This is a genomic window from Pantoea sp. AS-PWVM4 (assembly GCF_000468095.1).
GTDB lineage: Bacteria > Pseudomonadota > Gammaproteobacteria > Enterobacterales > Enterobacteriaceae > Pantoea > Pantoea phytobeneficialis.
Map to the genome: position 1 here is coordinate 508,715 of NZ_ASZC01000002.1, position 13,264 is coordinate 521,978.

Annotated in this window: 12 protein-coding genes; 7 read left to right on the forward strand and 5 right to left on the reverse strand. The window is 48.0% G+C overall.

Features of this window, described 5'->3' with window-relative positions; genetic code table 11:
• The first annotated feature begins 4 nt into the window (after positions 1-4).
• From L579_RS23660 to L579_RS22985, 5 genes are all read left to right on the forward strand, one after another.
• Positions 5-310 carry a hypothetical protein gene (locus L579_RS23660; RefSeq protein ID WP_036624705.1) on the forward strand — a complete coding sequence of 102 codons (306 nt, stop codon included), beginning with the start codon at positions 5-7 and terminating at the stop codon, positions 308-310.
• Entirely contained in the window at positions 307-957 is a 651-nt protein-coding gene (locus L579_RS02625; RefSeq protein WP_036624708.1) for a hypothetical protein, read from the forward strand. Before L579_RS23660 ends, L579_RS02625 begins: the two co-directional genes overlap by 4 nt.
• Before the next feature lie 81 nt (positions 958-1,038).
• Positions 1,039-1,323 (forward strand): TonB family protein, encoded by a 285-nt coding sequence (locus L579_RS02630; protein ID WP_051337930.1) that lies wholly within the window; start codon positions 1,039-1,041, stop codon positions 1,321-1,323.
• 25 nt (positions 1,324-1,348) lie between these two features.
• Positions 1,349-1,729: a hypothetical protein gene (locus L579_RS23665; RefSeq protein ID WP_152521857.1), complete on the forward strand. Its 381-nt coding sequence runs from the start codon at positions 1,349-1,351 to the stop codon at positions 1,727-1,729.
• 55 nt (positions 1,730-1,784) lie between these two features.
• The gene (locus L579_RS22985; protein WP_021182720.1) at positions 1,785-3,038 is read left to right on the forward strand and encodes a tail fiber domain-containing protein; all 1,254 of its coding nucleotides are present in this window, start codon (positions 1,785-1,787) and stop codon (positions 3,036-3,038) included.
• A 1,182-nt stretch (positions 3,039-4,220) separates the two neighbouring features.
• On the opposite strand, the gene L579_RS23155 is transcribed toward L579_RS22985, so the two are convergent.
• A complete protein-coding gene (locus L579_RS23155) occupies positions 4,221-4,634 on the reverse strand; it encodes a hypothetical protein (protein ID WP_071783559.1) in 414 nt (137 codons plus the stop codon).
• 587 nt (positions 4,635-5,221) lie between these two features.
• On the opposite strand from L579_RS23155, the gene L579_RS02645 reads away from it, so the two are divergent.
• Positions 5,222-5,485: a hypothetical protein gene (locus L579_RS02645; RefSeq protein ID WP_021182721.1), complete on the forward strand. Its 264-nt coding sequence runs from the start codon at positions 5,222-5,224 to the stop codon at positions 5,483-5,485.
• 84 nt (positions 5,486-5,569) lie between these two features.
• On the opposite strand, the gene L579_RS02650 is transcribed toward L579_RS02645, so the two are convergent.
• The 4 genes from L579_RS02650 to L579_RS02665 all read right to left on the reverse strand — a co-directional run bounded on the left by L579_RS02650 (position 5,570) and on the right by L579_RS02665 (position 10,749).
• A complete protein-coding gene (locus L579_RS02650) occupies positions 5,570-5,755 on the reverse strand; it encodes a hypothetical protein (RefSeq protein ID WP_021182722.1) in 186 nt (61 codons plus the stop codon).
• Between the two features lie 243 nt (positions 5,756-5,998).
• The gene (locus tag L579_RS02655; protein WP_021182723.1) at positions 5,999-7,318 is read right to left on the reverse strand and encodes a TolC family protein; all 1,320 of its coding nucleotides are present in this window, start codon (positions 7,316-7,318) and stop codon (positions 5,999-6,001) included.
• Between the two features lie 4 nt (positions 7,319-7,322).
• Positions 7,323-8,555 carry an HlyD family efflux transporter periplasmic adaptor subunit gene (locus L579_RS02660; RefSeq protein WP_021182724.1) on the reverse strand — a complete coding sequence of 411 codons (1,233 nt, stop codon included), beginning with the start codon at positions 8,553-8,555 and terminating at the stop codon, positions 7,323-7,325.
• On the reverse strand, positions 8,548-10,749 hold the full coding sequence (locus L579_RS02665) for a type I secretion system permease/ATPase (protein ID WP_021182725.1): 2,202 nt from the start codon (positions 10,747-10,749) through the stop codon (positions 8,548-8,550). Before L579_RS02665 ends, L579_RS02660 begins: the two co-directional genes overlap by 8 nt.
• Positions 10,750-11,316: 567 nt before the next feature.
• Here L579_RS02665 and L579_RS02670 point away from each other — a divergent pair.
• Positions 11,317-13,264 (forward strand): Ig-like domain-containing protein (locus L579_RS02670; protein WP_036624711.1); only part of this gene is annotated, 1,948 nt, incomplete at its 3' end.

Sequence of the window (13,264 nt, forward strand, 5' to 3'; positions counted from 1 at the left end):
AAATATGCCCGGTGGACTTCAGTGCTGGGATGCTACTGGTAAACTGATCGTTGATATTGGTGATTACAACACGCGTTATCTTGGCAGGACAACTGTTACTATTCCTGCCAATTCAAATGTTGCGACCGGTTCTTTTAACGGAATGACGGATACAGGGTCTTTTATCGTAGTAGTCTCTGCATCAAGCACATCTTATTTTACCCCTGCTAATTTCGCTGCGCGGGCCTACAATGGTGGTTTTCTTGTTTTTAAACTTTCCTCTTACACAGCCGCCGTTACACTCACACTGGATATGTATGCGTTCTTATGAGTGGATATCAGGTATTTAATTCTGCTGGTGCTCTTGTTGTCGATTCTGATTACAAAGGTACCTATTATAAAGATACGGTGACTTATACTGGATTAACCGATATTGGTTATTACAATATTTCATGCCAGTTAGGTAATTCAACTGATATGGGGCATGTCATCAATAGTGTGGCTCTTGATGACCATCTGCGATGGTTTAAGCCAAATAATAACGCCAAGATGTTCTTTACTGGCCCCGACTGGATGACGGCTAATGCGGGCAGCATGGCAAGAACCAGGAGTGATATGCCAGTCGAAAGTGGTTACAGGGATGTCTTTAACTCTTCTGGTGAATTAATCTGGTCTGCCGTCATGGCTGCAAAAATACCGAGAATTCTTGGTTTTTTTGATATACCGGCAAATTTTGACCTTGATAATACGGTGTATTCGCAAAGCATTGGAACTAATGTCTGGATTCTTGTGAGTTCGGTTCCTGGTGGAAATATATCAGATGATGGTTCCGTAACTGGATTCTCCGGCCCGTTTTTTAAATTTTCGAATGGAACGTTACAGTGTCAGTGGGTAAATCAGAATCAGTTAACATGGGCTAATTCACTTAAGCCTTATGGGTTGCGCATTCCCTACGGAATACTTTCCAATCTATCTTAAGCAAAATCGATCTTTAAGATCGATTTAATGATTTGTCGTAATTCCTTGCAGGGGCTTTCATACCTTTAGATGGAGGTGTGAATGAATAAATTATGTGCAGTTGTAGCCATCCTTATCTTGAGCAACGCAGCATCTGCTAACAGCATTAAGTACCCTGAACGCGCAGAGAGGCTACGGATTAATGGCATTGTCGATGTGCTATATGACATCAACAAAGAGGGGCGAGCTGAAAACATCAGGGTGCTGAATGCAGAACCAAAGTACGTGTTTGAAGGGAGCGTAAGAAAAGACATTGGGCACTGGGAATTTCCACCCGAGAAGCCACAAAAAGATATTAATTTGCACATAGTATTCAAAGCAAACTAACCACCAGAACTTGTGGTAATCTGCCTTGCAAAATTTCACCACTATTTTTTGCGAGGGAATTGTGCATAAGAAATTTTTTTTATTAATTACCATCAGTGCTCTTGCCGGTTGTGTTAACACCTACACATACAGGGAAGACTACAAGCCTCTGGAAACCTTTTACAGTTCAAAACCAGCACAGAATGTTCAGGAGTGCATTTTGTCAGAGTGGCAACAACACCCGCTTGGTTATCCTGTGACACAGCAGAAAACAGGTAAGTATTTCAGTGTGCTGGGTGTTAGTGATAATGCTGATTCTTTCGAGGAAAATGGCAAAACCGTAGTTAATTACTATTCGCTAAGGGGTGCACTGGACCCCTGGCGAGGAATAAAAAAGAGAACAGCAGCGATAAAGCGCTGCCTGTAAAGTTTAAAGATGAACTCGGCCACTGCGCCGGGTTTTTTATTGCCCGGAGAAAATCATGTCGGCAGGTACTATTGCGTTAACCAATGGCTCTACAGCTGTTAACGGTACGGGAACCACATTCACCACAGAGCTATCTCCTGGTGATTTCGTATACGTCACTGTAGGAGGCGCACCCTACACGCTGGTGGTTGCGTCAATAGCTTCAGATGTCAGCCTGACTTTGTCTGTAGCATTTGATGGACCAACGACCAGCGGTCTGTCATGGAACGCCGTACCTGCATCAATCCGGGTCGCCATCACTCAAAAAATCCTGAATGACTTCGCAATGGTTGCGCGAGGGATGATTCAGGAGAAGGCAAACTGGCAGCAGATTTATACCGGCACAGGTAATATTACGGTTAATCTTCCAGATGGCACCAGTTTTACTGGCCCTGCGTGGAACGGCATTGCAACCACGCTCGCTGGTAAAGCAGGGAATGGAGCGAATAGTGATATTACTTCGCTTACAGGATTAACGACTGCATTATCAATTGCACAGGGAGGAACCGGAGCTAAAACAGCTTCTACCGCCTGGAAGGCGCTTTTAGACGGCAGGACAGCTTCAACGGCCAGAGATGATCTTGGTTTGGGAATTACCAATACTGTTAACCTGAGTAGTCTGGAGTTGTATGCCGCAACTCCTTTTATAGACTTCCACTACGGAACCAGTTCTGCTGACTACACCCACCGGATAATAGCAAGCTCAAACACCTTGTTGAATTTATCGTCTCGCTTCGTTGCGCAGGCAGGGTATGCCTCGAAAGCAGGCTCTACAGGAGCGATAGATGAGTCTGTGTCATGGAACTTTTATTGGAACTACAATAGCAACGTTGCTCTCGGCATGTTTATTGGCACATCCTTTATCGGATACGTCACCACACAATCCTCTTCTGATAAGGGATTGAAGAAAGATATTGAATATCAGGCAAATCCAGAGGCAGCGCTGGATGAAGTGGCCCAATGGAAGATAGCCACTTTTAAATATAAGGCCAGAGGAGAATACATTCCCGAATCCAGCGAAAAATTTGGGTTTATCGCTAATGACCTGAAAATTGTCAGCCCGGAATGTGTGGAAGGTGATGGGTTGCCGGAAGACTATGACATTGTTGCCGATCCAAACAACCCGAACGCTTACACCTTGGACCAAGTAGCTTTGATAGCAAAACTCACGATGGCTGTCCAGGCGCAGCAGAAATTGATAAGCGCCCAGAACAAGGCCATCACGGCCTTGGAGGACCGCATCGCTGCGCTGGAAGGTGCTGGTTCTTAAAAAAGCCCGCGTTCCGGGACGGGTGGGCGCGGGCAAATTATGTCTTGGATAATCAGCTCATGGCATGTCGGTGTGGCATACCATTTTTTGAGCTTAGCAGTATCTGACTGTAGTGCAAAAAAATACCTGCACATGGCAGGTATAACTCATTCAAATGCAAAATCTCTCATGTACGCTACGCATGCTGTGTGTAGCCAGTTCATACAAAGTATGAGAGATGATTATACATAAATATTTAGTAACTGATCATACCAGATTGCTATCGCACAAAAAAACCCGCCTAAGCGGGTAAGAAAGGATGGCTATTGTAGTTATGCACCAGGGTAAGTGCTTGATGAGAAAGAGTACATGTCAAACTTCACGCTGGCAATCAGGATTTTTCTCATAGCATTTTATGCAAAAAAAATTCGTTATGAGAAAGATGAATTGTTATAATCGTTAATGTGTTCTATGTCACAGATCGCAGCGATGGAAAGCTCACTGTTCCCCACTATGCTTATTACTGAAGCAGATGATGAGACTGTAGTGAAAAATGAAAGAACTGATTTCGCATAGAGCAGGTATGATTGGATGTGCAATAGGTACAGCAGTAATCGAGTTAAGCGCAAAGGGTATACCGCTCAATCGCGATAACCTTTTGTATGAACTTGAGCGTATCGCTGCTGCATCGAAAGAATTGCCCGTAAAGGCCATAGCAAAGGATGCTGCAAACCTTCTCAGAAGAGGGTGTAATTAGAATCATCCTGGGCATGGTTGAGCGTCCTATGCTTCAGGTTGTCCCACTGGCCCTTTGCTCATCGGTCCACCTGGGATTGATTGCTCAGCTGGTACATTAGGTCGACCATCAGGGCCGATTGGCCTGTCAGGGTGATAACATCCCGCCAAAGCAAGCAGACTCACAAAGATAATCATCATCCAACCTAACGAATGTCTCATACGTGGCATCCCTTTTCATACAACTTAATGTTGCCACTTAAGCATAGTGCATCCTCGGGGCCTTTGGTCGCAGCCTGGATTTGCCTCATGCGAGTAGGTGAGTTTTACCACCATTTTGCCATCGTTTTACCATTGCGAAATTCAGGCAATAAAAAAGCAGCCGTAAATGGCTGCTTTCTCAGGGAATTTTGGTCGGCACGAGAGGATTTGAACCTCCGACCCCTGACACCCCATGACAGTGTTAACTTACTTCACATAAGTGGCGCAAGTGTTGCATTTATATCGACCAGCAAATTTAAAGTGGCCATCAACAGGACTCATTGATGATAATTTTTTAAGGGGACCTTCATAGCATTTTGGGCAAAAAGGGCCATTTGGTTTACCATCTATCGGAGTAGTCCGCCAATATACTGAATCTCTAAAATCCAGGTCGTCAGAGGCGTTTATTTTGCCCTGCAATTCCGTTATCTGCCTCTTTAGTTCGTGCATTTCAAGTTGAGCATCGGCAAGCTCAATTTTTGCTTCTGAGAGTACGGAATATAATTCGCTAAATTTAAGGCGCATCTCGGCATCAGTATATGCGCTGGTAGCATTTTTTATTTCTTTAGCGAGATCAAAAGCCGTTTTGAGTGCAGCCAATCCAGTTACGATATCAGCCATAAGTCCCTCACGTTTAAGGAAAAACCTTCATAATATGCCGCTTACATGAACCGTAAGCATCTGATATGTTGAGTGTGATTTTTGAGCTTTTTTTATGAAAATGTCAACCAAAGCATTGTAAATCATACATAAAGCGCCTGATTTAAAATCCCTCGATCGTAAGGTCGTGCGGGTTCAAGTCCCGCCCCGGGCACCATATTGAATACCGATTCAAACCGAATAAAATCAAAGCAATAAGCAGTGATGTCGTGACCGCCCAAGGGCGGTTTTTTTGTTTTTGTTCTGGCGTGACTGTGCGGTCTGAATACCACGCAAGCCAATCCCTCATGTAATATCTGTCAGGCTAATATTTCATCGCTTCCCACGTACAGATATCCTGGAGATCCAGGAGAATGCCTAATGATTTTTCGGCTTATTAGTCGGATATATACCGGTTATATTGTTAAAACTATCGCAACAGTATCTTCACAAATCACAACCGGGTCATGATCCGCGGCGTGTCGGGGAGTTAGTCACCTGTCACAGATGCGGGAAACGTTGGGGAAATATGAGTGACTACCGTTAGCAACTTTTGCCGGGAGAACTTAATGATTATTTCACTGGAGAAAAGTAACGCCCTACAACGCATGCTGAAAGGAGCGAAATATTTACTCCGCGGTGACAAAGCAATAGGGCTGGAAGTCAGACGTGATGACAAAACTCGCAAGCTAAAGGAAGTTAATTGCCGCAGTCTGGCACCACTGCTGCGCGATGGTCTGGTTGAGTTTGCCTATTTGCCAACTGATATCACACGGTACTATGAAGTCAGGCTGACAGAGGCGGGTGTGAGATTGGTAAGAGAACTGACTTAATGGACGCAACCTGTGCAAACGTTTGTTTGCACTGAATCGTCGCGGCGTAATTACGCTCGCCGCGACAATATACCTGGCTTGTTGTTATGGATTAAGCGACCGCTCATAGATATCGATGGCTGCCGTTATAATCGCTCCCTGGGACATACCACCCTGGCTGGCGAGTAACTCAATCCGCGCAATTGTGTCCAAAGGAAGCTTATAGGTTTTGGGTTTGATGCCGCGCTTTTCATCGCTACGTTTCTGAATATCACTGGCTGATTGAATCATGATTAACCCCTTGGTATCAGGGACATGAACGGCTAAAAGTTCCCTTCTCATCCTGAGCACTTGCGTGATCCCGTAAAGCGTCTGGAACATCGAGTTAATTGTAGCTGATTTCGTGTTTTACTCTTTGTTTAGAAAAGTTTTTTTCAATTATGTGCACGACTTAAAAACTCCGAAATCGTGTACCCCGGAGGAAGAGGGGGAGCGAAGTCAGTCCCCCCTCAAGATGCGAATGTTTCTCTCTTGTTATGTTTCAGGGCGAAGATCAAACCAGTCAAAGATCATACTGGCAGTTGCCACCAACTTAACGTTATTGCTGTATATGTCATGTTGGGCATTGACCGTTGCAACCTGGTTGTTATAGCGATCGTTTTCTGCCGTCAGCACATCCAGCAGGGTTCTTTTACCCAGGCGTAACCATTGCTCATAGTAAATTTTGCTCACCTGATCGGTTTCTTTACTCAGCTTCTGATATTCCCGGCTTTGTGCTTCGGCGGCATCGCGGCTTTGGGTCAGGTTATGCACCTGATACTCCATATCCATTTTGGTCTGGGCATACTGCGATTTTTTGGCTGAAGCACGGGCGGCAGACGCCTGAGCAGCCGCTTTTTCTGAACCGCCGGTAAAGGCATTCCACTGAACATTCAGGCCGGTGTACCACTGTCCGGCTTTGCCATTGCCATCTTTTGCCGTGCTTTTTGACACCACCCAGTTGAGCTGCGGCAGGCTGCTCGCTTTGGTTGCGGCAGTCAAGTGCTGAGCAGATTGCGCTTCGGCCTCGGCTTTTAACAGGGAGGGATGCTTACTCACCCTGCTCATTACCAGGGCGGTCGAAATGGGCTGCATTGTCCAGTCGAGTTTTTCAGGTAACGTGACAGCATCGCCAGTCAGGCGTTGCAACATGATCTCTGATTGCCGACGCTGATCGTTAATTCGCTCCAGGGACGTTTCAGCGGAGAGCAGTTTGGCTCTGGCCTGCACCAGCTCACTGTAGCGGCCTGCATCCGTCTGGGTAATTTCACCCAGCATATTAACCAGCTCACGCATACGCTTGACGTAACCCTGCGTAATTTTTTGATTTTGCTGATAACGGCTCAACTCAATCAACTGGCTCAAGGTGTTGAAGGCAATCTGTTGTTTCTCAAATTCATATTGGTGTGCTGCGGCATGGGATTGCTGCGTCGCGCTGCCAATATTTTCGCGATTTTTCCCCCAGTCAAAAATTGTGGTGGTGACATTGACTGAAAAGCTACTGTCTTTCAGCCGATTATTGGTCGTTTCACTGCCACCGCCAAAAGAGGCCATCGGTGCCGTGCTGCCCAGCTGAATCTGCGGCCAGCGCGCACCTTTTACCTGATCGATGTCGTAATTGGCCGCCGTTTTATCCGCTCCGGCAACCTGAATTTCCGGGCTGTAACTCAATGCCTGATTAACCATCTTCGCCAACAAAGTACGCGTGTCTTTGTTCATCACGGTATCGAAGGTGCCGGACTGGATGGCATCCGGTGAGGCAATCACCCCGGTGCTGCTGGCAAGTAGTGCCAGCGTAATGAATGTCTTGCGCATATTATTATCTCTCCCTGAATGCTTCGCGCGCTTTTAAAACCGGCTTGAGCAGGTAAGACAGGATGGTTTTTTCACCCGTTTTAATCTCTACACTGGCCGTCATTCCCGGAATAATGGGAAAATTTTTCTCTTTAACCTGTAAATCCGTACCGTACGTGCGGACGTAAACACGATAGTAAGTCGCATCTTCGCGGCCAGAGCGCATTTTGGTTTCATCAATAATGGTGTCGGGGCTGATACTCTCGATAACACCGTCGAGCCCACCATAAATGGCGAAGTCATACGCCGAGATTTTTACCGTGGCCGGTAGACCCGGACGTAGAAATGCCACTTCAGCGGGTTTGATACGCGTTTCCAGCAGCAGATTATCCTCAGAAGGGATCAGCGACATGATCTGCTCCCCACGAGAAATAACGCTGTCGATGGTCGTGGTTTTGATACTGTTAATGGTCCCTTTAACCGGTGCCGTAATCAGCGCATGGTTAATGACGTCCTTACGTCCTACCAGACGGGCTTCGACCTGCGCAAACTCGGACTCCAGTCGCGTTAACTCGCTGTTGGCATCAGAACGATATTTGTTGGTACGGTCGGCGATTTGCACCCGGAGATCATTCGCCTGACGACGCAAACGCAGGATTTCCATGTCAGAGATCAGTCCACGCTTCGCCAGCGGTTCGGACAGGCTCACCTCTTTTTCCGCCAGCTCGAGGTTATGTGAGAGGGAGCTGATGCTATCGTCCAGCAGCTTGCGTCGGGTTTGATACGCTTTGGTTTCGTCCTGAACAATAGTATGGAAATCTTTGATCTCGTCCGGGAAATCCAGTGGCAAGTCATAGGCTTCAGCACGGGCACGGGCGATGGAACCCTGAAGACCGTAGGACTTGGACAACTCCTCCTGATAGTTGGCTTCTGAGCGCGTTGAGTCGAGTCTCAGCAGCGGCTGTCCTTTTTCGACCAGTTGGCCTTCTTTTACGTACAGCTCCTGTAGTGTGCCATCCTCAAAACTCTCAATGGTTTGCTCATGGCTGGCAGGGATCACCTTAGCTTCGCCTTTGGTAACCTCTTCAACCACAGCAAAATGCGCCCACACCAGTGATGTTACGACCACAATCACCAGCAGCCAGAGCACCAGCATACTTTTTGGCGTCTTCTGCATAATGATGGCGTTTTGCAAATCGTCCAGGAAGGACATATCTTCCGCCTGAAGACGCGTTTTCGACTCTTTAGTGTTACGCATTCGTCGTCTCCTTACGTGGCGGTGCGGTGCGTGATGAATTTTTAGCTACTGAAGCCTGCGAGAGTTTGGCCATAATTTGCGCCTTAGGTCCGTCGGCCAGAATTCTCCCGTCTTCCAACACGATAATGCGATCGACCAGGCTCAACACCGGGATTCGATGGGTCACAACGACCAATGTTTTCTGTTGAATAACCTCCCTCAGACGTGCAATAAACTGCGCTTCTGAGTTGCTATCCATGGAGCTGGTGGGTTCGTCCATTAACATGATGGCCGGATCGAGCAGTAAGCATCGGGCAAGCGAAACTTGTTGTTTTTGCCCACCGGAAAGTCCTTGTCCCATTTCGCCGATCGGCATGTCATATCCTGCGGGATGGCGGCGGGCGATAGCGTCGATGCCGGCTAGTGCTGCGACTTGTAAAAAGCGTTCCGTGCTCACGGCGGGATTACCCATGATGATGTTTTCCCGCAGCGTTCCCTGGAACAGGCGATTGTCCTGACAAACATAGCCACAGGCGGAACGCCAGTCGGCGGGATCAATCTGGTTCACGTCAAGACCATCCATCGTCATCTTTCCTGCGGTGGGGAGGTAGAGACGGGCGAGGAGTTTTAACAGCGTCGATTTTCCACTACCAATGGTGCCTAAAATGGCTACTCGTTCGCCGGGGCGGATATTGAGATTCAACGGGTGCAGAATTTTCTCTGGCTCCTGGATCCCGGTTTTCGGGTAATGGAAGCCCACCTGACGCAATGCGATCTCGCCTTTGAGCGGTGGTGAGGGTAAGAAATGCGCCTGCTGGTCACGCTCTGTCGGCATCGCCATTAACTGGTTCAGGGAAATCAGGGCGGTTTTTGCCTGCTGATAGCGAATGGCTAACCCGACCACAGCCGCCAGCGGCGATAAAGAACGTCCGGAAAGAATCACCATCCCCACCAATGAACCCATAGTCAGGTCACCGGCATGAATCAGATACACACCCCACAGAACGATCAACACGGTACAAATCTGTTGCACGTAACTGACAAAGTTACTGGTCAGGGTTGAGAGGTAACGGGTTTTCATTGAAGAGGCGGCAGCCAGCGCGCTGAAGTCGTTCCAGCGTTTTTGCATCACGCCTTCACCTTTGGCCGCTTTGAGGGTTTCCAGCCCCACGATAGTTTCGATCACCAGCCCTTGTTTCTGCGAAATTTCACTGATGTTCTCTTTCATATAACGAGACAGTGGCCACTGGATCGCCACGGCAGCGATGATAATGACCGGGATCGCCATCATCGGTATAAACGCCAGTGGTCCACCAATGGCAAACATAATGGCGATAAACAGTAAACAGAAGGGAAGATCGGACAATGTCGCCAGGGTTGCAGAGGAGAGAAAATCCCTCACTGACTCAAATTCACGCAGTTGGTTAGCAAAAGAACCGGCCGACCGTGGTTTGCACTCCATACGGATCGCCAGTGTCTTGCGAAATAGCAGTGAACCCACCACCAAATCCGCTTTTTTCCCGGCGGAATCCACCAACCACGAACGGATTTGCTTCGCGGTGAACTCAAAGCTAATGGCGATCAGCACGCCAATCGCTAATGACCATAAGGTGGCGTAAGCACCGGTTGGCACAACGCGGTCATAAACGTTCATGGTGAAGAAGGTGGTCGACAAGGTCAGGATGTTGGCGAGCAGTGCTGCCAGCGCGGCGCTATAGAAATACTGGCGGTAACGCCATAGATTGGAAAATAGCCAGTGACCAGTTTGGTCGATCTCCGGCAGGATATCTTTTTCTCCGCGTGCAGTCGGCTGGATCTTCACTTTCGACAGCAAAGCAAACCCGGCTACTTCCTCTGCCATCGTCTCCGCAGAAAGATGGCGTATCTGGCCGTCAGCGGGCGACAGCAGCGTATACTGTTTGTCCTGCTTTTCCTGGAGGATGCAATATTCACCGCGTTTGTTGGTGATAATCAGTGGGTAGAGCGATTCTGATAGCATCAGAATATCGCGCTCAACCCAACCGGCCTGAATTCCGGCCTGCTCCAGCATGCGCACAGCAATATCGGGTGTGAGTCGTTCGCCGCGCGGCAGCCCAGCATAGAGCACGTCTTCACTGGCGGATTTCCCGTGGTGTTTCACCAGCCATGTGACGGCATGAAGTAAAGTATCAATCTCCGTCTTTTCAGCCGGAGGGGGACTTAGATTTTCTTTCATAATGGGTAAGTTCCAATCCTGGATAGTAATAATTCATTTCCTGGTTTTATTAGTCAGCATGTCAGGGGTATTAATCGGTCTGGTGTCAGGCGCGAATATAAAAACCCTATCACTAATATATTATTCCTATTACGCGAATTCTCTTTTGCGGAATAAGAATTCTCTTAATTTTTTATTGTTATAATTCAATATTAATTTTCTTTTTTTACAAAGGCCATATCAGTCGCATCGTCCTTTAAGAACGACCCGGCATGATAGTTAGGTAAGAAATCTGATGCCTGTGATTAATTTGTGACATCTGATTAGAGTTGTTTTGTCATTATTAATAACTATAAATATCATAATGTTATTCTTGTTTTTGGTGCAAATATTTACCTTTGATAAAATACTTTACTCACAATAATTTCAGATATAAAGCTGCTTATAAATATACCTTTGTGATAAACGCGCCTTTATTATTTGCTGTGCTTACTTCCAGGAGGGGGTAATGCATGGAAAGAGTTTCTTCTCAACGTGTGACACCACGCGATGAATTGAATTATTGAATTAAGACACCAGGAAATGACTATGACATCCTCAACGTCAACAGGCGGAACGCTGAACAAAGCAGCGAACGGCGTTATTAAGGAAAATAACGTTGTTATTAAGGTTGAACCCTTAACCCAATTAACAATTCAGTCTCCACCACAAGGTCAGATTGAAATTCAGGCAGGCGAAGATATCGCCTCAATTCAAAGTCTCAAATTTGTTCGTCACGGCGACAACCTGGAAATTTTTACCGCAGATGGCGCACGCGCCACGGTGATTATTGAAGGTTATTACGCCCAGGAAACCCCACCGGACATCTACGGTATTGACGAGCAAGGTAATCGCTACACCTGGTCTTCCATCGGTGCCACCTCAATGGTTGCTGCATTGACCGACGGCGAAAGCAGTGTGCAGGAAGCAACTCCAGCAATGGAGGTCACTGCCGAGGCAGCTGAAGAGAAGCAGGAAGATGACGACAAAGGTGCGGCAGGTCTGTTTGGCCTTTCTCCTGGCTGGGCGGCAGCGGCAGCGGGTCTGGCAGCGGCAGCAATTGCCGGTGGTGTGATCGCCGCTACCGGCGGTGGCAAAGACGATGGCAACAGCAATAGCGGTAACAACGGTAATGGTGGCAACGGTGATGGTGGCAACGGTGGCGGCACCACAGGGCCGACCGGTACGCTGAGCAACATTCAGTTCATTAATGACAATGACCCCAATAATCCGACAGTCATCACGAATGGTATGACCAACGACAGCACACCAACAATTACCGGTAAGGTTGCGGGTGCAAAAGAGGGCGATCGCGTCGCGATAAAGGACGGTGATACGGTCTTAGGTTATGCGATAGTGGATAAAAACGGTGACTGGTCATTTACCCCGATTACCGACTTGGGCGAAGGCTCACACCAGATTACTGCTGAATTGCAGGATGCAGACGGAAATGCAGGCCACTCTCAGCAGGTTGATTTGATCATTGATACCACCGCGCCGGAAGCGCCAGGCAATATCACCGTGGATGGTAAACCCGCAGATAGCGAGAACATCACCGGAAACAACACGCCAACCATTGGTGGTGACGCCGAACCGGGCAGCAATATTACCATCACAGATGGCGAAGGAAATGTTATCGGTTCTGCTGTGGCAGATGAAGACGGCCACTGGGAAATTACTCCTAATCAACCAATTGGTGATGGTAATCAAGATCTTACCATCGATGTGACCGACCCCGCTGGTAACAACAGTTCTTCTGAGTTGCCAATCAACGTCGACACCATCCCACCAACCGGGACGCTGAGCGATATCCAGTTTATTAATGATAACGATCCGGCTAACCCAACAGCCATCACCAATGGTTCCACCAACGACACTACGCCGCTGATTACTGGCAAGGTCGATGGGGCTGAAAAAGGCGATCGTGTAGCCATTAAAGATGGCGGTACGCTGCTGGGTTATGCAGAAATTGATGCAGAGGGGAACTGGTCATTTACCCCGCAGAAACCGTTGGACGAAGGCCAACACCAGATCACCGCTGAATTGCAGGATGCTGCGGGCAATAGCGGAGACGCTCAAGATGTTGGTCTGAACATCGATACCACTCCGCCGGAAGCGCCAGGTAATATCACTATCGATGGTAAACCTAATGACGGTGAAAACATCACCGAAGGCAATACACCCACCATTGGCGGAAGCGGTGAGCCGGGCAACACCATTATCATTACCGATAAAGAAGGTAATCTGATTGGTTCTGCTGTTGTTGACGAAAATGGTGACTGGGAACTCACCCCGGACCAGCCGTTGGGCGATGGCAACAACGGCCTGGTCGTTACCGAGAAAGATCCCGCAGGTAACAGCAGTCCGTCGACAGATTTGCCGATGAACGTTGGTGGTGGCGGTTCGTCTGGCGGTGATACCGAAGGTCCGACCGGTACGCTGACCGATATCGTGATGACCAACGACAACGATCCGGAAAACCCTGTGGCGATCGGCG